Source organism: Rhodococcus sp. WS1, from assembly GCF_003797745.1.
In the GTDB taxonomy this organism is placed as follows: domain Bacteria; phylum Actinomycetota; class Actinomycetes; order Mycobacteriales; family Mycobacteriaceae; genus Rhodococcus_F; species Rhodococcus_F erythropolis.
Genome location: NZ_RKLZ01000002.1, coordinates 439,874 through 459,684, shown reverse-complemented (window position 1 = coordinate 459,684; position 19,811 = coordinate 439,874). Strand labels below are relative to the sequence as shown.

The window sequence follows — 19,811 nt, the reverse complement described above, 5'->3', positions numbered from 1 at the left end:
TTTCTTTTACGAATGGAGTGATTGGTGGCAGAACAAGACGTGCTCGAAGCGGCTCTGGCGGAAATCACTGCGCTGCAGCAGGCGCATTGGCCCGCCGGGATTCCCCGCGCCGTCGAGTATCCGCTCGAAGGCGGGGGACTTGTCGACTACTTGCGGCATTGGGCGCTCGAGCGGCCGGATACTCCCGCAATCGTCTTCTACGGCCGCGTCATCACGTACGCCGAGTACGACGAGCTTTCGGATCGTTTTGCCGGATGGCTGCTTTCACTCGGAGTCGAACGAGGTGATCGTGTCGGCGTTCACCTGGTCAATTGCCCGCAGTTCCACATCGCGATGCTCGGCATTCTCAAGGTCGGTGCGGTTCACGTGCCTATCAATCCGCTCTTCCGTGAACACGAATTGATTCACGAACTCAACGATGCCGGCGTCAAGGTCCTACTGACGCAGAACACTTTCTCGAAGCTGGTGAAGAAGGTTCGCTCACAGACTTCACTCGAACACGTCGCGAAGACCGCAGTATCGGACATGCTGACTGCGATCCCCACCGTCGAACTGCCCTTCGAGGTCGACGATCCGCGCCTGAGCGACTGGCAGTCGATCATCACCAGTGAGCGGGCGACTCCCGTTGCCACCGAACTCGATTCCCTCGCCGCCCTGAACTACACGGGCGGAACGACGGGAATGCCCAAGGGTTGTGAGCACACTCAGCGTCACATGGTTTACACCGCGGCCACCGCGACGATTGCCGGTGGTGACCAGGTGGGTGCCAATCCGCCGGTATCTCTGGTGTTTCTGCCGATCTTCTGGATCGCGGGTGAGGACTTCGGCATTCTGGTTCCGCTCGTCAACGGCGGAACCGTTGTCCTGCTGAATCGTTGGGATGCGGAGACCACGCTCGACGCGGTCGAGACCTACGGTGTGACCTCGCTGGTCGGAACCGTCGACAATTACGTCGAACTGATGGACACATCAGGGTTCTCGGAGCGAAATCTCTCGACACTCCAGAACGCCATGGCAGTCTCGTTTGTTCTCAAACTCGATCCGGCCACGCGCCAGCGGTGGCGCGAGGCTACCGGCGGTGTTCTGCGCGAAGCGAGCTACGGCATGACCGAAACCCACACCGCGGACACGATCACTCTCGGTTTCCAGGACGGCGACTACGACCTGAAAAGCGAGCCGGTGTTCTGCGGAATTCCGGTGCCCGGTACCGACGTTCTGATCGTCGATCACGACGGCAGGCCGGTTCCCGTCGGCGAGCACGGACAGATCATCGTGCGCAGTCCGTCGATCCTTTCCGCGTACTACCGCAACGAGGTTGCCACCGCCGATGCCATCCGTGACGGCTGGTTGCAGACCGGCGATGTCGGAAAGTTCAGTGAGCGTGGTGGTTTGCACTACCTGGCGCGAAACAAGGAAATGATCAAGACCAACGGCATGAGTGTTTTCCCCTCCGAGGTCGAAGCGCTGCTGATGCTGCACCCGGCGATCGAAAAGGCTGCGGTGGTACCGAAACCGGACCAGGACAAGGGGCAGGTGGCTTTTGCGTTTGTCCAGCTGGTCGAGGGTTCCGACACCGCGGCCGATGAGATCGTCTCGTGGGCCAAGGAGAACATGGCTACGTACAAGGTGCCCGAAGTGGAAGTGCTCGAGGCGCTTCCGATGACTGCAACAGGAAAGGTGCGCAAGGGCGATCTGTTCGAGCGCACTCAGGGGGACAAGTGAGACTGCTGATTGCGAACCGCGGCGAGATTGCGCTGCGGATCATTCGAACTGCCCGCGAACTCGGGATCGAGACGGTGTCGGTTTACGCCGAGGACGACGCGTCCAGTCCGCACGTCGCGGCGGCCACGGAGTCGTTGCCGCTCGGAGCTTCGGGCGCATCCGCGTATCTCGATCAGAGCGCACTGCTGAAGATCGCGGCCGAAACGGGCGCCACGCACGTGCACCCGGGTTACGGATTCCTCAGTGAGAATGCCGAATTCGCGCAGGCGTGTACCGAGGCGGGCATCGTCTTCGTCGGCCCGGACGCCCAGGTTCTCCGGACTTTCGGCGACAAGGCCAGCGCCCGCACTGCGGCGGTCGACTCCGGCGTACCGGTCCTGCCGTCGACATCGGCGAACGCCGACCTCGACGAGGTGCGTGAATTCTTCGAGCGCAACTCCCGCGGCATCATGATCAAGGCGCTCAGCGGCGGCGGTGGCCGCGGCATGCGCGCGGTGCGCGACCTGAAAGCGCTCGACGACGCGTACCGTGTGTGTGCGGCCGAAGCCCAGTCGGGATTCGGCAGTTCGGCACTGTTCGCCGAGGTACTCAGTGAGCACGCTCGGCACATCGAAGTGCAGATCGTGGCGGCGCCGGGGCAAGGCGGAACCCACGCGATCGCTCTGGGTGACCGTGATTGCAGCGTCCAACGTCGGCATCAGAAGTTGATCGAGGTTGCGCCCGCGCAGGGGCTGTCGGGGGCCCTGCGCGAGCGTCTTCACGCTGCGGCCGCAAGGCTGTGCGCCGAGGTCGGCTATCGAGGCATCGCGACGGTCGAGTTCCTGGTCGAGGAACGCGGATTCGTCTTCCTCGAGGTCAATCCCCGAATTCAGGTGGAGCACACGGTGACCGAGGAGGTCACCGGAGTCGACCTCGTCTCCGTGCAGCTCGCGATCGCGGACGGAGTTCCGTTCGAGGACCTGGACTTGCCAACAGGGATCATCGCTGTCGAGAAGGGCTCGGAGACAGTCGGATCCGTGGCAAACGCTTCGGGAATCGCGATCCAGACCCGCGTCAACATGGAAACCATGACGCCGGACGGCAATGCGCTGCCGTCGTCCGGCACGCTCGACAACTTCAGTCCTCCGGGCGGGCCCGGCGTGCGAGTGGACACCTTCGGTACGGTCGGACTCTCGCCGAGTGCGCGTTACGATTCGCTGCTGGCGAAGGTCGTCACCCACACGCGTCGATCGGATTTTCCTGCCGCTGTGCGTAAGTCGATTGCTGCTCTGAGTGAGTTCACCATCGACGGCGTGGCGACCAACCTCGAATTCCTGCAGGCAATACTGTCGGACAAGGACTTCCGCGACGGCCTGGTCGACGTCGACTGGTTGGGTTCTCGATTGGCGGACCTCGTTCCCGAAGCGGGCCCACAAACACCCTCCGCGAGTGTGGACATCGCGCCGGACGAGGACGTGGTCCGTGCACAGATGGCGGGAATCGTCGTCGAACTTGCCGCAGTCGGTGACGGCGTCCATGCGGGTGGCCAGGTTGCCGTCCTCGAAGCGATGAAAATGCAGCATGTTCTCTCGGCGCCCGGTGACCTCGAAGTGGTCCGGGTCCTGTCGTCACCGGGGAGATCGGTGAGTGCGGGCGAACCGTTGCTCGTCGTCCGTAGCGCAAGCGCGGCGTCGAAGCTCGCCGAGGTCGACGAGGTGGACCTCGACGACGTACGTCCGGACCTCGCCGAAATCATCGCTCGCCACGAGGTGACTCTCGACGCGGCACGGCCCGCGGCAGTGGCGAAACGCCACAAGCTGGGGCGGCGGACTGCTCGCGAGAACGTCTACGACCTGGTCGACGACGACAGCCTGGTCGAGTACGGCGCTCTCGCACTGGCTGCGCAGCGCAGTCGGCGCAGCGAGGAAGACCTGATCGCCAACACACCCGCCGACGGACTGATCGGCGGAGTGGCGACCATCAGCGGCGGCGAGAGCGTCGTGATCTCGTACGACTACTCGGTGCTGGCCGGTACCCAGGGCATGCGCAATCACGCCAAGACCGACCGCCTGCTCGAGATCGCCGATCGCAAGCGAGTTCCGGTAGTGCTGTTCGCGGAAGGTGGCGGCGGTCGCCCCGGTGACACCGACGCCGGCGCCGGGGCGGGCCTCGAGCTGGGGACCTTCCGCGCGATGGCGGCGCTGAGCGGCCGCGTACCCATGGTCGCTGTCGTGTCCGGCCGCTGCTTCGCGGGCAACGCGGCCCTGGCCGGTGCCTGCGATGTACTGATCGCGACGCCCGACGCCAACATCGGCATGGGCGGCCCTGCCATGGTCGAGGGCGGCGGGCTCGGAAACTTCCGCCCCGAGGACATCGGCCCCATCGACGTGCAGCGCCGTAACGGCGTCGTACACCTGGTGGCTGACGACGACGCTCATGCGGTGGCGCTGGCCAAGCAGTACCTCGGCTACTTCCAGGGCGCGAGCCAGGCGTGGACGGCTCCGGATCCGCGGCTCTCCCGGCACGTGGTCCCGGAGAATCGCCTGCGCTCGTACGACGTTCGTGGAGCGATCGAGGCGATCGCGGACGTCGACAGCGTCCTGGAACTGCGTCGAGATTACGGTCGCGGTGTAGTGACGGCACTCGTTCGTGTCGAAGGAGTTCCGTACGGTGTGCTGGCGAACAGCAGCGAGCATCTCGGCGGAGCGATAGACGCGGAAGCCTCGGACAAGGCTTCGGATTTCCTGGAACTGCTCGAAGCGCACCGCATCCCTCTGGTGACCCTTTGTGACACACCGGGATTCATGGTGGGTCCGGACTCGGAGGAGGAGGCGACGGTCCGAAGGTTCGGCCGGTTCTTCGTAGCCGGTGCTCGCCTCACGGTGCCGTTCGGAACGATCATCCTGCGCAAGGGTTACGGGTTGGGCGCCATGGCGATGGCCGGTGGTTCCTTCCACGCACCCGAGTTCACGGTGGCGTGGCCGACCGGCGAGATCGGGCCGATGGGTCTGGAAGGTGCCGTGCGCCTCGGTTTCCGTAAGGAACTCGAATCCGTCGAAGACCCGGAGGCTCGGGAAACTCTGTTCGGTCAGTTCGTGGAACTGGCCTACGCACAGGGCAAGGCATTGATGGCGGCCACCACGTTCGAACTGGACGATGTCATCGATCCCGCCGACACCCGCGCCTGGATCAGGCAGCTCGGCAGAAACAGTTGAGATCCTGCTGATTCGAGCTGTTGCCGCACGTGGGCAGGGCAACTAGCCTTGCCCACGTGTCGGCTGCGCGAGATAACGTCCTGATCATTCATTGGCACGACCTGGGCCGACACCTCGCGAGTTACGGTGTCGCCGGGGTCAACAGCCCCAACCTGGACCGGCTGGCGGCAGAGGGCATACGGTTCACCGACGCACACGCGACGGCGCCGCTGTGCTCACCTTCGCGCGGTTCTCTCTTCTCGGGCAGGTATCCGCACAACAACGGTCTGATCGGGTTGGCGCACCACGGCTGGGAGTACCACGCTGAGGTGCAGACGCTTCCGCAGATCCTCTCCGACAACGGTTGGTACACCTCGCTCTTCGGCATGCAGCACGAGACTGCGTACCCGAAGCGGCTTGGCTATCACGAGTACGACGTCACGAACTCGTTCTGCGACTACGTGGTTCCGCGTGCCCAGAACTGGCTACGACGCTTCCCGCCCGAGCCTTTCCTTCTCACCACGGGGTTCTTCGAAACGCATCGGCCGTACCCGGCCGATCGCTATACCCCGGCGGACACCGCAGCGCTGGAGGTTCCCGGATATCTTCCCGACGTGCCGCAGGTACGCGAGGACCTGGCCGAATTCCACGGCAGCGTAGAGGTAGCGGACGCCGCGGTGGGTGATCTGCTCGGGACGCTCGAGGAAGAGGGGCTCGACGAGAACACGTGGGTCTTCTTCCTCACCGATCACGGCGCCGCGTTCCCACGTGCCAAGTCGACGCTCTACGCCCCCGGCACCGGCATTGCGTTGATCGCTCGGCCTCCGGCTCGGTATCGCAGTGGCGGAAAGGAATACGAGACACTGTTCAGCGGTGTGGATCTTGTTCCGACCATTCTCGATCTCCTCGGTATCGATGTCCCCACCGAGGTGGAAGGGCGCTCGCACGCCGATGCCCTCGTCGATCGTGGAACCGAGCCGTCCGAACCCGTCCGGACCTCCTTGTTCACGGAGAAGACCTTTCACGACAGTTTCGATCCCATTCGCGCGGTGCGCACCAAGGACTACAGCTACATCGAGAACTACGCCGTCCGCCCCGCTCTGGATCTACCGCTCGACATCGAGGACAGTCTTTCCGGAAAGGCGCTCGGCACCGAGCATCTGGCGGTACGCGCACCCCGGGAGCTGTACGACCTCCGTGCCGACCCCGATGAGAAGATCAATCTGATCGATCGACCGGAAGTCTCGGCAATACAGGCGGAATTGTCCTCGCAGCTTCACACGTGGCGCGCCGAAACGGATGATCGTCTCCCGGACGAGGCATTGGGAAGCGCGATGGCGGTGCATCGCATGGCGGCGTACCTCGAGAAGATCGGTGTCCGACCCAACGTGCGGTCCGCCTACAGTGCGGACCGCGGTTACCTCGAGTCGGACACCGAAAACCCCTAAGGCCTGGCGGCTTCGCGCTCCTCCAACAATGCGATGACCCGCCCGACCAGTTCGTTGATGTCAGCGCCTGTCGTGTCGAAAGCCAGGTCCGGGTCCTCCGGAGTCTCGTACGGTGCGTCGATTCCGGTGAGCCCCTTCAGTTCACCGGCCCGCGCACGCGCGTACAGGCCCTTGGGATCTCGGCGTTCGCATTCTTCGACGGGAGTGGTGACGGCAACTTCGAGGAAGGTGAGCCCGGCAGCTTCGTTGAGAGCACGCGCAATTGCTCGATCCGAACGCAGCGGTGAGACCATCGACGCGATGGCCACGACGCCGGCGTCGGCGAACAGTCGAGTGAGATGTCCGACGCGCCGGATGTTCTCGGCCCGGTCTCCCGGCGAGAACCCGAGATCGTCGGAGATACCGTGGCGGACGTTGTCACCGTCCAGGAGATACGCGGTTCGTCCCGCGTCGACCAGCGCACGTTCGACAGCCACAGCGACGGTGGATTTTCCGGAGGCAGGCAGGCCGGTCAACCAGATCGTCGCGCCCTTCTGGGTCGTCGACGCCCACCGCCGCTGACGTTCGAGTGAAGACGGATGCCACTTGATGTCGTTGCGGGTCTGCTCACCGGGAACGACAACGCGTGGTTCGAGAATGGTGCCGGCGCCGACGGTGTCGTTGCTCTGCTCGTCGATCAGAATGAAAGCGCCGGAGTCCCGATTGTGGTCGTAGGTATCGGCGACCACCACGGAACTGGTTCGGAGCGTGACCGTTCCGATGTCGTTGAGCCCCAGTTCGACTGGGCTGTCCTGCTCGTCGAGCGTCTCGGGGTCGAGTCGGGTGTGCAGTTCTTGAACGGTCGCGCGCACGGTCCGGGAAGTATGTTTGAGCGCTATCCGATCGCCGGCTCGCAGTGGAGTGTTCGACAACCAGCAGATCGTGGCTTCGAGTTCTCGGGCCAGAACCGGCAAATGGGCCTGCGCACCGCCGCTGACCAGAACGTCGCCACGTCCGACGTCGATGTCGTCGGCCAGTTCCACCGAAACCGACAGTGGTGCAACGGCAGTACTGCGGTTGTCGTCGAGGGTGTCCAGGCTGATCACGGTGCTCTTCGATCCGGACGGCAGTACCACTACCTCGTCTCCGACGCTCAGTGTGCCCGCCGAGATTCGGCCGGTGTACCGGCGCCGATTCTGCGGATCGGGGCGCGAAACCCACTGCACGGGAAGCCGAAGTTCCTCGATGTGGGTCGCGGGCGCATGGAGTTCGACGCCTTCGAGATATTCGAGAAGTGTCGGCCCGTTGTACCACTCGGTGTTCTCCGAGCGGGTCACGACATTGTCGCCGGCTTTCGCGGAGACGGGGATGGCAAGTACGTCGCCTCGCCCGAGCTGGCGTGCCAATACCCGCAATTCTTCCTGTACCTGCGCGAATCTCGCTTCGTCGAAGCCCACCAGATCGATCTTGTTCACCACGGCCACAAGGTTCGGAACACCCAGTAGCGCTGCGATTCTGGCATGCCGACGCGTCTGACGCAGCACGCCGGTTCTCGCGTCGACCAGCAGGACCGCTACGTGAGCGTTGGACGCGCCGGTGAACATGTTGCGCGTGTAGCGCTCGTGTCCCGGGGTGTCGGCAAGTACGTAACTTCTGGTCGGAGTGGAGAAGAATCGGTACGCGACGTCGATTGTGATGCCCTGTTCACGCTCGGCGCGCAATCCGTCGGAGAGTGCAGCCAGGTCGGCGACACCGTGCTCGTCGGTCACGGAATCGAGGTGATCGGTTGGCAGACTGTCGGTGTCGTGCAACAGTCGGCCGATCAGCGTGCTCTTGCCGTCGTCGACGCTACCCGCCGTGGCCAGCCGCAGGAGTTGGCGAGTGATGGTGGTGGTCATCAGAAGTAGCCCTCACGCTTTCGGTCTTCCATCGCGGCGACCGAGGTTCGGTCGTCTGCGCGAGTCTCGCCTCGTTCGGAAACCGTCGCGGCCGAGATCTCGGTGACGACGTCGTCGATGGTGGTGGCGTGCGATCGAACGGCGCCGGTGATGGTCAGATCGCCGACGGTTCGATATCGCACCCACTCGGTCGTTGCCGCGGCGTTCTCGGCGTCGGTGCTGAATTCCGAAGCAGCGAGGAGCATTCCGTCGCGCTCGAATACCCGCCGTTCGTGCGCGAAATAGATGGGCGGCAGTTCCAGTTCCTCCTGGGCTATGTAGCGCCAGATGTCGAGTTCTGTCCAGTTGCTCAGCGGGAAGACACGAACGGACTCTCCGCGTCTGATCCGACCGTTGTAGAGCGACCACGGTTCGGCCCGTTGCGCCCGAGGGTCCCACTGGCCGAACTCGTCACGGAAGCTGAGGACTCGTTCCTTGGCTCGCGCGCGTTCCTCGTCCCGGCGGGCGCCGCCGAATGCGGCGTCGAATCGCCCGCCTTCGAGAGCGTCGAGCAGAGTTCTGGTCTGCAGGCGGTTTCGCGATCCGCTGGTCTCGGTCGACTCCTGCACTCGACCCTGGTCGATCGAATCCTGAACGGAAGCAACCAGAAGTGTGTGCCCGCCCTCCTTGATTCGGCGGTCGCGAAATTCGATGACTTCCTCGAAATTGTGACCGGTGTCGACGTGTAGGACCGGGAAAGGGAGTGGGGAGGGTCGAAACGCCTTCTCGGCGAGTCGAAGCAGGACTATCGAGTCCTTGCCGGCCGAGAAGAGCAGTACCGGTCTTTCGAGTTCTGCCACCACCTCTCGAATGATGTGAACCGCTTCGGATTCGAGAACTCGGAGTTCGTCGACGACATCGGTGACGGTGCTCATGTGACGGGGTATCCGTTCTGTTCTGCGTCGATGCGATAACGCTGCACCCATTCGCGGGAGCGTCCGTCGCTCTGACGACGCAGCGGCGGTGGTGGGGCCAGTTGTCCGTCGAGACCGAGGGAAATGAGGGTTTTTGCGACCACGGACTGCGGGTCTTCGGTGAGATCGCGGAACCCGATCTCGATGGGGGAGATGTCCTCTTCCTCGAACCAGCGCTTCCACTGTCGTTCCTGCTCACCGAGAATCGTCACCAGGTGTGCGATTCCGAGCGCGTTGTACTGCGCACCGTCCGAGAGATTCGGTGGGGTCGCGTCGTCGCGCCAGACCTGCGTCTGCACGGCTCGCCACATCGATACAGCCTGAGCGACAACATCTTCTCGATAGACGTGGATGAACTGCAGGTCGTGATCGAGAGTGTCGTGGAGTGCGGAACGTAGATCTGTCCCACTGCGCCACGGCAATCCGGCTGCGCGATCGAGCAGGAGCGGTGTCTGATTCCACATCAGCTTGCCGCCCCAGACTCCGTTGGGTGTTCGGCCGAGTTCGAGAAGTTGTGTGCGCCACTGCTCGGAGGTGCGGGTGTCCGGCGTACCCGGGTGGAACGGGGCGAGCAGCCCCAAGACGGACTCGTCCGTGACGTCTTCGAACCACTGCCTCGGTTGCGGCGAACGCGAGGTCTCGGGGAGGTACTGGAAGAACTCTTCCGGCTCACCCGCGACCCCTGTTGCTCGCAGGGATTCGACCAGCAAAGTACTGCCACTGCGCTGCGAAGCGCAGACGAGAAACGAGCGTTGGGCCTCCGTCATGCGAGCAACGCTAAGGGTGGCCGGAAACCGCCGCAAGCTGGGAAAATAAACTCACGTAGAGGTTAAATCTCGACGTGAAACGTTAAATGTGCGGGTCACGGAATCTTGTGCTGAGGCACGTCTTACGCAGTTGTCGCAAGGGCCGCGGCGAGCCCGAATGCGATGGCCATGAAGACAACTTCACCGATGGCGCGGCGCAGGGATCCGTCCGAACTCATGCGGTGTGCAGCACTTGCGACCACCCATGTCCGGCGCCACCACCATCCCAGCGCGACGAGCATTGCGATCGCCACGATCTTGGCGAGGATCACCCGGCCGTAAGCGGTGTCGTAGAAGGCGGAGAGCGAGTCGAGTCGCACGACGGCGTTGACGATACCGGTGACGACCAACGCGAGGACGCATCGCCAGGCGAGGGCGGAGTACCTGGGCAACCAGATCGCCCAGGCACCGCGCGACGGTACGGCAAGCGCGAGTGCGGCGAGCACGCCGAACCACAAGGCCGCAGCGAGGACGTGAACGGCGTCGAGGATCGATCCGAAGCTCTGCTGCGCCATGTGCCCGGTGATCGGGCGGGCGGCGAGCGCCAACGCGGAGACGACCAATGCCGGTGCGACGGGCACCGCCTCGGGATTGGTGAACCCGTAGATGCCGTAACAGACCACGGCAAACGCGCACGCGATGATCGCGACACCGACGCGGCCGACGTTGACCTCGGAGACGAATGCGCCGAAGTGCCCGATGGTCAGTGAGGTGACCGGGACGCCGTCTGCCGCTGCGGCATTGAGCACGAGGAGCGTGATCTCGGCGACGAGCCAAACCGCTGCCGCCGCGGTGAGCTGAGTCCACATGATCGCGGGGGTTGTTGCCGGGCGGCGTTCACTGCGGCCCATCCAGGCAAGCGTCGCGATGCCGAGCGTCAACGAGCCGCATCCGATCGCGAGAACGCGGACAGTGCTCGACGATTCGGGTCCCGACGGGCTCGCGAGGCCCCAGGCGATGAGGACTCCCAGCAGAGCTGTGGGTACGGCAAACAGCAACCACCACCTGTTTGCCGTACCCGTCACGCGATCAGCTCGACTTCGGCTTACGCAGCACGAAGAACAGCGCACCGCCGAACACGACGACGCCGGCGACGATGAAGATCCACACCGGCATGCTGCCGGACTCCGACTCACCCGTACTCGACGCAGCGGCAGCGCCGGGAGTGCCCGACCCCGCCTCGGTGAGGGTGAAGGTCAGAGTTCCGTTGACGGGGTGACCGTCGGCGGAAGTGACTCGGTACGCGATGGTGTAGACGCCGGTCGGCCCGAGATCGCCGAGGTCTGCACTGACAGTGGGTCCTTCGACGGACGGATCGCTCTTGGTCCAGAGGTTGCCGTCCGGGCCGGTGACCGTCAGTGCCGCGAACTGCGCCTGCAGAGCCTCGTTGAACGTGACCGAAACCTTGTCAGGCGCAACCTGAATGGACGCGCCGTTTTCCGGGTTGGAGCCGACAACCGCGGAGTGCGCACTGGCCGTGCCCATTCCGAGCATCGTGGCCAGCATCGCGAGCATGCCGACGGTGATGACCTTGATCCGGGTACTCATCAGCGCTTGCTCCTGACCAGTGCGCCGAGGCCGAGTGCAGCGCCCAAGGCGCCGAGCACCAGGCCGACGCCGCCGAGCCAGCGCGCGGTGTTGTCTGACGAAGAAGATTCGGAAGCAGCGGACGTCTCGGCAGTGTTGTCGGCAGCAGGCGCTCCGTGAGCATCGCCGGTGGATGCGGCGAGAGTCAGCGTCGGCGCGGGCTTGTCCGGCTCGCTGCCGTCGGCAAGTTCTTCCTGATCCCAGTTGACGACGTTGCCGTCGCTGTACGTCTGCACGGCCTTGAACTCGACCTCTTCCTGCTCCGGCAGCGGGCCGGCGGAAAGGACGAACTGCTGGAACTGGCCGGGGGCGATTCCGACGCCGGGGTCGGCCGTCCAGGTCACGGACTTCGCGACCAGCGAGGTGGGGTCCTTCTCGACGACGGCGGTCCAACCGGGCATCGGTTCGGTGCGTGCCGACTTGAGGTCGGGGAGGGCCACCGTCAGCTTGGTGGTCGAAGCGGTGTCGGATTCGGTGGGCACGCGGAACGTGAGAACGGAGTATCCGCCCTGCGTAGCTCCTGGTGCGACGACGCTGACGTGTGCTGAAGCAATTCCGGCGGCCAGCAGCACAGCGCTGCCGGTAGCGACGGTCGTGACAACCGCACGCGAAATCAGGGTGTTCTTCATGTCGGGAAGTGTCCTCTTGGTCTGGTGAAGGGGTGGGGAGTTCTACGAATCTTCAGACCAGGGCAGGAGGACCGCGCCGCGAGATGCTGGCGCGAAGAAGGGCGTCGACGGGTCCGTGATGGATTCCGGTCGAGACGGTGTGGCCGCGGGAAGTGACGGCGGCGGGAGCCAGGGACGCCAGGACGACGTGAAGAGCGTGGGTGACAACGCGGTAGAGGCGCTCGGCGGCCAGGACCGCCACCGCACAGGCGACGGTGGCACCGGCGTGAGCACCGAGCATCACCAATCCCGGAGCGGGCGAATGAGCGTGCTCGGAGAGCGTCATGGTGGTGTGGGCGGCAAGCTGACCCAGGCCAAGCGCCACGATCAGGGCAGCGGGCCCCCGGGAGAGGGCGGGAAGGGTGGCCGTCACGGCGCCGACGGTTGCGCAGACGGCGAGCAGCAGGGTCAGCGACGACGACTGTGGCAGCTCGCCTCCGCCGATTCCATGCGCGGCGACAGCGAGAGCAGCCGAAGCGGAACCGACAGATATCCCCCGGAGGGTCGCGGTCTGCTCGGCTGCTCTCACTGGCGTTCTCAGGTCTAGCGCACGCCGAGACGTGCGAGCAGATCTGCTTCGACGCCGTCGAGTTCGGAAGAAATTGCCTGGTGAGCTGCCTTACGGCGAGCCTGCGGCATCTGCTCGGCAGCGCGAACTGCCGTGCTGAGATCGCCGAGGCGCTCACGGATGGCGGCGGCAAAACGCTGCGTCTCCGCATCGTCGGGCTTGCGGCTGAGGATCTCGGTGACCGAGCTCTCGGCGCCGGCGATACGAGCGCTCAACTTCGCGCCGTGACCGGTGTAGTCACCGAGCTGGTCGACGGCGATGCCCATCTTCTGCGCGCGCGTGGTGTCGAGCTGGGCGCGCACAGCCGTTGCAGCGCGGTAGGCGATCGGCAGGAGAACGGGGGCAAGCAGACGTGCCACACCCAGGTACTTACGCACCTTGGCGACAGTCAGGCCCTGATTCGCAGCGGCTTTCTCCTGCGCCTTCAGGGTCGCGATCTGCGCCTTTTCGATCTTGTGCTGTGACTCGATCTCGGCTTTCTCCAGCTTCTTGAGCGACTTGGTCTCGACCTTGTCGCGCTTACGCTGGCTCTTGGCGTTGAGCTTCGCCTCGACCTCAGCCTTGTGCTTGAGAGCCTTTGCCTCCGCCTTGCGGGTGGCACGAGACTTTCGCTTCTTGAACAACCCCATCGAAAAGGACCCCGTTTCCAGGTGTTTGTGTGTTGCCAGGTACCTGCGCTTCGGCTTCAGCCTAGGGGAGCACATAATCTTCGTCATCGTGTGTTCCGTTAACAACCCCGCGCCCCAGCTCCCGATCATCGATTCGGGGGCGTTGACCCGATGCCGTCATCGGGTGCGTCTGGACGGGTTGTTTCCCGGGAAATCGGCTTCGGAACCCGTCGACACCGGCGTCAAGCAGCGCCAGGATGCCGCGATCGCGAAGCGCGCGGAGATCGCCGAACTGGTGATCGGTGCTGCTCCCGAGCGTTGGGTGAAGATCAACCCCGATCAATCGGCGTCGGCTCAGGCTCGCGACACACTTGCTGCCTGTGAGGCCGGCGCGGACCGGATCTGGGGCGCGGTCTTGCCGGTCGAGCGCGACACCGGACGCAAGGGCCGCTGCGAAATGCTCATCCGTGACGACGAGGGCGGCGGGTACATCCCCGTCATTGTCGTCAATCACAAGGTGACCGATCCCGGCCAGGGCGCGATCACCTCGGGGCTCTTCGAATGGGAGCCCGCGGTCGATCCCAAGCGCAAGGTCCGCAGTCAGGTCCGCGATCAGATGCGCGTCGCGCAGGTCTATCGGATGCTCGAGCGTCGTGGGCTGGCGAGCCCGTCGCTCACGGCAGGCGCGATCGGATACAACGGAGACTGCGTCCTCGTCCACGACCTCAGTGCGATTCTCGACGACTACGACGAGCGTTTCGCCGACCGTATCGCTGTTGCCCGCGGTGAGGTGCTGACGTCTCCGTCACAGGTGAGCGAGTGCAAGTCGTGCCCGTGGTGGACCGAATGCAAGCAGGAGTTGGTTCGCAACCGCGATGTCAGCCTGGTGGCTGTCGGATCGCGAGCGGAGCTTCTGCGCGACGTCGGCTGTAACACGATCGATCAGCTGGCCGCCTGGGACGGTGAGCCGCTCGAGGATTGGCCGCACGGAAATTTCGACGACGCAGTCGTGATCGCCAAGGCGTGGTTGGCAGATGCTCCGTTGGTCCGGCGGTTCGAGAAGATCTCGGTGACTCGGGCGGACATCGAGATCGACGTCGACATGGAGAGCTATCAGGAGCACGGCGCCTACCTGTGGGGGACGTTGCTCAATGTCGGTGGCTTCTCGATGTATCGAGGATTTGCGACGTGGGATCCGCTGCCGACGCGTGACGAGGCGCGGTCTTTCGCGGAGTTCTGGGGCTGGCTGATGGCGGAACGTGCCGCATCCGCTGCTTCGGGTAAAACCTTTGCTGCATACTGCTATTCGCGTTCGGCCGAGGACAAGTGGTTGTTGGACTCGGCGCGCAGGTTTGCCGGTGAGCCCGGGATTCCGAGCAAGGACGAGATTCGTGAGTTCATCGACAGTCCGCAGTGGGTCGACATCTATCAAGCGGTGAGTGATCAGTTCATCTGCCCGAACGGCAAGGGACTCAAGAAGATTGCCCCCGTCGCCGGGTTCAACTGGCGTGACGCCGAAGCCGGTGGTGAAGCGTCGATGGCGTGGTACCGCGAGGCGGTCGGCTACGACGGTGAGCCGGACGAGACGCAACGGACACGCATCCTGCAGTACAACGAGGACGACGTCATTGCCACCAAGGTCCTACGTGAGTGGATGACGGACCGTGCGGAGAAGGAAATTCCGCTGGCTTCCGAGTTGTAGCGCTGATCCGTTCTGTCGCTATTGTCTGAAACATCCTATTTAACAGTGTGTTTCAATTCGTAGTTTCTCGTCATCGTGTGCCCCGAACCCGCATCCGCGCTACCTTCATCTGGTCGGCTCCACGATGGAGGGTGTTGCATGCTGAGCAGGCTGACTTCGAGTGCGAGCGACGCCGATCTGTCTGACGTCGAGCGGCGCGACCTCTTCTCTCGCCAGGTCCGTCAAGTGACAACGGTAGCTCCGCTGGCCAACGTCGCGAATTTCTTCAGTGCGTGCGCTTTGTTGGCCTATGTCGTGCCGCCGGCACACGAAGAGTTCCGCCTGATCTGGGGAGCGGCAGCGCTCGCAGTCATCCTCAATTCGGTGCGTGTGTGGCTGCCGAGGGCCATTCAGGGAGAGAGGTATTCGCCCAAGCACACGACCCGGTACGACTACTGGGCACTCATGCTCGAAGTGGTACTGCTGGGTGTTTTGTACACGATCCTCGCGGCCGAGATGCTTCCGGTGATAGACGGTTCACGAAAGCTGGTTCTGATCGCGACCATCGCCGGTGTGGTGGGTGCCGGTGCAGTTGCGCTGTCGACTGTTCGGTCGCTGGGTTTGGCCTGGATTCTGGTGCACGGCCTGGGATTGTTATTCGTCATGCTTGCCGGGGCGACGGCCGAGTACTTCGTCCTTTCGTTTCAACTCGTTGTCTACATCAGTATTCTGTGCGTCGGCGTCGTGTACCTCTGGGCGTCGTTCCGAAGTCGTTGTCTTGCCGAGTTCGAGGCTGCTGCCGAGCGCCAGACGGTCAGTTTGCTTCTCGACGATTTCGAGGGCGGGTCACGCGACTGGCTGTGGGAAGTCGACACCACCGGGACGTTGTCGCACGCCTCCGCTCGGCTGTCGCAGATCTCGGGAGTCTCCGTCTCCGACCTGCGAACCCTGTCGCTGCGCGGATTGTTGGATCGGCTCGACGTCGGTTCGACGAAGAGTGGTCGAGCCGCGGTCCACGTCATCGGAGATCACCTCGACCGCCTCATGCCGTTTCGAGAGGTCGTCATTCCGGTTCGTGTCGGCGGCGTCGACCGATGGTGGTCTCTGTCGGGTCATCCCAGGCTTTCCGAGGCCATGGAGTTCGTGGGTTGGCGAGGCGTGGGCTCGGACATCACCGAGAAGTACAACTACGAGCGGCGAATTCTGTGGCTTGCTGCAACCGACGGACTGACCGGGCTCCCGAATCGCCGGACGTTCGGCACGGAGCTGTCCGACGCGCTCGGCGGTGTCCGGACCGGTGAGCAGGTTCTTGTCGGCATCCTCGACCTGGACAATTTCAAGTCGGTGAACGACACGTTAGGGCACCCCGTCGGCGACAAATTGTTGATTTCCGTTGCCGCACGGCTCAATCGGGTGGTCGACGGTGCCATGTGTGCCCGAATCGGTGGCGACGAATTCGGCGTCGTCTTGCGGGGAACAGGGGACGGCGGCGAGGTGTTTGCCCGCTATCTGGGCGCATTGCGTGAGCCGTTTTTCGTGCGGGGGAATCGCATCGAGGTACGTGCATCGATCGGGTATGCCAGCGCGCCGGCAGATTCCGAAGACGCGGACACGCTTGTCATGTGCGCGGACCTGGCGCTGTATGCGGCAAAATCTGCCGGCAAGAACCGGGTCGGAAAGTACTCACCGGCGCTGCGGGCGCGGGCCAGGGAGCGAGCATCGGCCCTGCAAGAGCTTGGGCTTGCGATCGAGGCTCGGCAGTTCGAGCTGTACTACCAACCGCAGGTTCGTGCGGACACCGGCCGCGTCGAGGGATTCGAGGCACTGCTTCGCTGGAACCATCCGGTGCGGGGAGTGCTTGCGCCGCGCATTTTCATCGATGTCGCGGAGGAGACAGGCTTGATAGTCCCGCTGGGGCTCCAGGTACTGCACATGGCGTGCGCCGAGGCGATGACGTGGCCTGATGACACCTACGTGACCGTGAACGTCTCTCCGGTGCAACTGATGTCGTCCGGCTTCGGATCAGCAGTCAACGCTGCGCTGGAGGCATCCGGTCTGTCCAGCAAACGGCTTCAGCTGGAAATCACAGAGACGGGAGCGGTAGAGGAGCTTGCCGTCGCCGAGCTGGATCGTCTGCGTGCCACCGGAATTGCGATTGCCCTGGACGACTTCGGAACCGGCTATTCGTCTTTCGAGAGTTTGAAGAAACTGCCGTTGGACATTCTCAAGATCGACCGGTCGTTCATCACCGAACTGAGCGAGGGTGATTCGGCAGTTGTCACTTCGGTGGTCGAGGTGGCGAAGGCGCTCGGTATGCAGTCATTGGCGGAAGGCGTGGAGACGGCCGACCAGCTGAGGCTCTTGCTCACCGCGGGTTGCGAATTGGTTCAGGGTTACTACGTCAGCCGACCGATGCCGGCGACGGAAGTGGCCGAGTACCTCAGCGCAACTGCCCAATCCAGCGGTGGGTATTTTCATTCGTTCTGACAACCGTGCGCCTTTATTAACCGCGGGCGGTTAATAAAGGCGCACAGCAGGGAGGTTAGCGCGGCGCCATGCGGAGAGCGCCGTCCATGCGGATGGTCTCGCCGTTGAGGTAGTCGTGCTCGACGATCATCTGCGCGAGCTGCGCGTACTCGGAGGGCTGGCCCAGGCGGGACGGGAACGGAACGCCGGCCTCGAGGCCCTTGCGGTACTCGTCGGTGACGCCTGCGAGCATCGGGGTGTCGATGATGCCGGGGGCGATCGTGTTGACGCGGATGCCGAACTGCGCGAGGTCACGGGCAGCCGGAACAGTCATGCCGTGCACTCCGCCCTTGGAAGCGGAGTACGCGATCTGGCCGATCTGTCCTTCGAAGGCAGCAACGGAAGCGGTGTTGATGACGACGCCACGCTGGCCGGACTCGTCGACGGCCTCGGTCTTGGAGATGGCGTCGGCGGCCAGGCGCATGACGTTGAAGGTGCCGAGCAGGTTGACGGTGATGACCGTGCGGAACAGCTCGAGGTCGTGCGGACCCTTCTTGGACAGGATGCGTCCGGCCCAGCCGACACCGGCACAGTTGACGACGATACGCAGCGGGGAGCCCGACTCGACGATCTGGTTGATCGCTGCTTCGACGTCTTCGCCGCTGGTCACGTCGGTGGGGATGAGGGTGACGCCGGCGGGGACGTTGTCGCCTGCGCGCTCGATCGACGCGGGCAGATCCAGGCCGAAGACGGTAGCGCCGGCGTCGGCGAGGCGCTTGGCTGTTGCGGCGCCGAGGCCTGATGCCGCTCCGGTGACCAGTGCTGCGGTTCCCTTGATTTCCACTTCGTGTGCTCCTCGAGTTAGCGATCGGTAAGGCGGTGGTGCGTGTCGAGAACCATAACGCGAGGGTGTATGTGAGGGCGAACGCGCGAGACCCGCGTAGGGCTGGGTACCTTGGACGCGAGGTCTGAGAGCAAAGCACCGGACGAGAGGGGACCTGCGTGAGCAAGGCGCCTGTGCGTCCCGCCGCTTCTGTCGAGAATTTCGATCGGTTGCAGCGCGACCCGCTCTTCGAAGATCTTGCCGAGCTGATTGCAGAGGTTCTCTCCTACGCGTTCGACGCTCCGGCCGCCGTCGAGATCGAACAGTGGACGATCAGTTGCCTGCCGTCGACAAATCGATCGGCGGAGCGCCATCGCTTGTTCACACTCAACATCGGTCCGATGGAGATTCTGAGCGTCGAGTGCCATCTGGTCGGCGGTAAGCCGATCGAGCACGTCATGTCCGTATACGTATCCAGTTCGGCACTGGAATCGCGAACCGGCTGCAGCATCGAAGAACTCGATGACAAGCACGATCTGGTCGCCATCAGACGCACCGAGTTGGCGTCCGCCGACGGCGACGGGACCGTGATCGACTGCAGTCTCGAGGACTCGGATGCGTTGGAACAGTTTGCTCAACTGCCCGTCGACATGACGACGGTTCGTCCACTCGCGGAGCATCTTGTTGCCAAGGGCAAGGGCCCATTTCGGCAATATCACAACTCCGGGTTCGCCAAATATGTACTGGAAAGGTCGCTCGACCATGGTTGATCAGTTGCCCATCCGCCTCCCGCGTGTGCTGCGAGACGGGGACGATGCCGGCGCGGTCGACGTGCTGCAGGAATACTTCACGAGGCCGCTCCGAAAGACGGGCTATCTCCGTACCGGTGCGCTGTGGGATTCCTGGGATCCCAGTGGCAACCGCGATCGTGATGCGAACATCTTTACCGCGGAAGATCTTGTTGCGGTGACGCTTCTGTCGGTTCAGGTTCCGGCGCAAGGGGCCTTCTTCCTACTCGGGGAGAACAATGCCGAACTGAACCGACTCCTGGCCGACGTGGGCCCCGATCGCGATCTGTCGAACGAACCCGATCCCTTCACTCCGGAATCTCCGGTGTGGCGGTTGGAGACGGCGCTTCGAGAGATTCACGGCGTCGGGCGAACCATGGCGTCCAAACTGATCGCACGCAAGCGTCCGCGGCTCTACCCGATCTACGACGACGTCATCGGGCGGGAGTTGGGAACGAAGGCTGCCCATCTGGAACCGGTACGAGAGGCCTTGCACGACGGAGAATTACACGTGCGATTGCTCGACTTGCGAGTTCGGGCCGGACTGGACGATGCCATTCCGGCGATCCGGGTGCTGGATGTGCTCGCCTGGATGCAGGGTAAGGGATACAAACCGGCACTCTAGCTTTCTTGTCGGTGGGCA

At 63.7% G+C, this 19,811-nt stretch carries 16 protein-coding genes; 7 read left to right on the top strand and 9 right to left on the bottom strand.

The genetic code is table 11. The features are described 5' to 3' along the window. The first annotated feature begins 24 nt into the window (after nucleotides 1-24). The 3 genes from EEB12_RS14640 to EEB12_RS14630 are packed head-to-tail and all read left to right on the top strand — an operon-like array spanning nucleotide 25 to nucleotide 6,343. Entirely contained in the window at nucleotides 25-1,722 is a 1,698-nt protein-coding gene (locus tag EEB12_RS14640; protein WP_141487999.1) for an AMP-binding protein, read from the top strand. Next, nucleotides 1,719-4,916 (top strand): carboxyl transferase domain-containing protein, encoded by a 3,198-nt coding sequence (locus tag EEB12_RS14635; RefSeq protein ID WP_141487998.1) that lies wholly within the window; start codon nucleotides 1,719-1,721, stop codon nucleotides 4,914-4,916. The genes EEB12_RS14640 and EEB12_RS14635 overlap by 4 nt, the downstream gene beginning before the upstream one ends. Nucleotides 4,917-4,972: 56 nt before the next feature. Next, nucleotides 4,973-6,343: a sulfatase gene (locus EEB12_RS14630; protein WP_020905704.1), complete on the top strand. Its 1,371-nt coding sequence runs from the start codon at nucleotides 4,973-4,975 to the stop codon at nucleotides 6,341-6,343. Here the strand turns inward: EEB12_RS14630 and cysC are convergent. From cysC to EEB12_RS14590, 8 genes are all read right to left on the bottom strand, one after another. Next, nucleotides 6,340-8,220: an adenylyl-sulfate kinase gene (cysC, locus tag EEB12_RS14625; RefSeq protein ID WP_084325545.1), complete on the bottom strand. Its 1,881-nt coding sequence runs from the start codon at nucleotides 8,218-8,220 to the stop codon at nucleotides 6,340-6,342. The two genes, EEB12_RS14630 and cysC, sit on opposite strands and share 4 nt — an antisense overlap. Then, a complete protein-coding gene (gene cysD / locus EEB12_RS14620) occupies nucleotides 8,220-9,134 on the bottom strand; it encodes a sulfate adenylyltransferase subunit CysD (protein WP_019746328.1) in 915 nt (304 codons plus the stop codon). Before cysD ends, cysC begins: the two co-directional genes overlap by 1 nt. Continuing rightward, nucleotides 9,131-9,940 (bottom strand): trehalose 2-sulfotransferase, encoded by an 810-nt coding sequence (gene stf0, locus EEB12_RS14615; RefSeq protein ID WP_019746329.1) that lies wholly within the window; start codon nucleotides 9,938-9,940, stop codon nucleotides 9,131-9,133. The genes cysD and stf0 overlap by 4 nt, the downstream gene beginning before the upstream one ends. Before the next feature lie 122 nt (nucleotides 9,941-10,062). Continuing rightward, nucleotides 10,063-11,004 carry a copper resistance D family protein gene (locus EEB12_RS14610; RefSeq protein WP_141487997.1) on the bottom strand — a complete coding sequence of 314 codons (942 nt, stop codon included), beginning with the start codon at nucleotides 11,002-11,004 and terminating at the stop codon, nucleotides 10,063-10,065. A gap of 4 nt (nucleotides 11,005-11,008) precedes the next feature. Next, nucleotides 11,009-11,527, bottom strand: coding sequence for a copper resistance protein CopC (locus EEB12_RS14605; protein ID WP_029254160.1), 519 nt, complete (start codon nucleotides 11,525-11,527; stop codon nucleotides 11,009-11,011). Then, on the bottom strand, nucleotides 11,527-12,195 hold the full coding sequence (locus EEB12_RS14600) for a YcnI family protein (protein WP_020905708.1): 669 nt from the start codon (nucleotides 12,193-12,195) through the stop codon (nucleotides 11,527-11,529). The genes EEB12_RS14605 and EEB12_RS14600 overlap by 1 nt, the downstream gene beginning before the upstream one ends. A gap of 52 nt (nucleotides 12,196-12,247) precedes the next feature. Further along, nucleotides 12,248-12,763, bottom strand: a complete 516-nt coding sequence (locus EEB12_RS14595; RefSeq protein WP_019746333.1) for a hypothetical protein — start codon at nucleotides 12,761-12,763, stop codon at nucleotides 12,248-12,250. A gap of 14 nt (nucleotides 12,764-12,777) precedes the next feature. Continuing rightward, nucleotides 12,778-13,431, bottom strand: a complete 654-nt coding sequence (locus EEB12_RS14590) for a DUF6474 family protein (protein WP_003944178.1) — start codon at nucleotides 13,429-13,431, stop codon at nucleotides 12,778-12,780. A 124-nt stretch (nucleotides 13,432-13,555) separates the two neighbouring features. Between EEB12_RS14590 and EEB12_RS14585 the strand changes: the two genes are divergently transcribed. Then, nucleotides 13,556-15,112 (top strand): TM0106 family RecB-like putative nuclease, encoded by a 1,557-nt coding sequence (locus EEB12_RS14585; RefSeq protein WP_141488679.1) that lies wholly within the window; start codon nucleotides 13,556-13,558, stop codon nucleotides 15,110-15,112. 138 nt (nucleotides 15,113-15,250) lie between these two features. Beyond that, the gene (locus tag EEB12_RS14580; RefSeq protein ID WP_141487996.1) at nucleotides 15,251-17,578 is read left to right on the top strand and encodes a putative bifunctional diguanylate cyclase/phosphodiesterase; all 2,328 of its coding nucleotides are present in this window, start codon (nucleotides 15,251-15,253) and stop codon (nucleotides 17,576-17,578) included. Nucleotides 17,579-17,633: 55 nt separating this feature from the next. Here the strand turns inward: EEB12_RS14580 and EEB12_RS14575 are convergent, their stop codons facing one another. Then, nucleotides 17,634-18,401 carry an SDR family NAD(P)-dependent oxidoreductase gene (locus tag EEB12_RS14575; protein ID WP_020905712.1) on the bottom strand — a complete coding sequence of 256 codons (768 nt, stop codon included), beginning with the start codon at nucleotides 18,399-18,401 and terminating at the stop codon, nucleotides 17,634-17,636. Between the two features lie 158 nt (nucleotides 18,402-18,559). On the opposite strand from EEB12_RS14575, the gene EEB12_RS14570 reads away from it, so the two are divergent. Together EEB12_RS14570 and EEB12_RS14565 are read left to right on the top strand one after the other, a co-directional pair. Further along, the gene (locus tag EEB12_RS14570; RefSeq protein WP_141487995.1) at nucleotides 18,560-19,150 is read left to right on the top strand and encodes a hypothetical protein; all 591 of its coding nucleotides are present in this window, start codon (nucleotides 18,560-18,562) and stop codon (nucleotides 19,148-19,150) included. Next, nucleotides 19,143-19,793, top strand: coding sequence for a DUF6308 family protein (locus tag EEB12_RS14565; protein ID WP_020968069.1), 651 nt, complete (start codon nucleotides 19,143-19,145; stop codon nucleotides 19,791-19,793). The genes EEB12_RS14570 and EEB12_RS14565 overlap by 8 nt, the downstream gene beginning before the upstream one ends. The last annotated feature ends 18 nt before the right edge of the window (nucleotides 19,794-19,811 follow it).

What these genes read in the sequence shown, in the direction of transcription:
- cysC (WP_084325545.1), bottom strand. Translation starts at nt 8,220, where the DNA reads ATGACCACCACCATCACTCGCCAACTCCTGCGGCTGGCCACGGCGGGT.
- EEB12_RS14600 (WP_020905708.1), bottom strand. Translation starts at nt 12,195, where the DNA reads ATGAAGAACACCCTGATTTCGCGTGCGGTTGTCACGACCGTCGCTACC.
- stf0 (WP_019746329.1), bottom strand. Translation starts at nt 9,940, where the DNA reads ATGACGGAGGCCCAACGCTCGTTTCTCGTCTGCGCTTCGCAGCGCAGT.
- EEB12_RS14590 (WP_003944178.1), bottom strand. Translation starts at nt 13,431, where the DNA reads ATGGGGTTGTTCAAGAAGCGAAAGTCTCGTGCCACCCGCAAGGCGGAG.
- cysD (WP_019746328.1), bottom strand. Translation starts at nt 9,134, where the DNA reads ATGAGCACCGTCACCGATGTCGTCGACGAACTCCGAGTTCTCGAATCC.
- EEB12_RS14605 (WP_029254160.1), bottom strand. Translation starts at nt 11,527, where the DNA reads ATGAGTACCCGGATCAAGGTCATCACCGTCGGCATGCTCGCGATGCTG.
- EEB12_RS14565 (WP_020968069.1), top strand. Translation starts at nt 19,143, where the DNA reads ATGGTTGATCAGTTGCCCATCCGCCTCCCGCGTGTGCTGCGAGACGGG.
- EEB12_RS14580 (WP_141487996.1), top strand. Translation starts at nt 15,251, where the DNA reads ATGCTGAGCAGGCTGACTTCGAGTGCGAGCGACGCCGATCTGTCTGAC.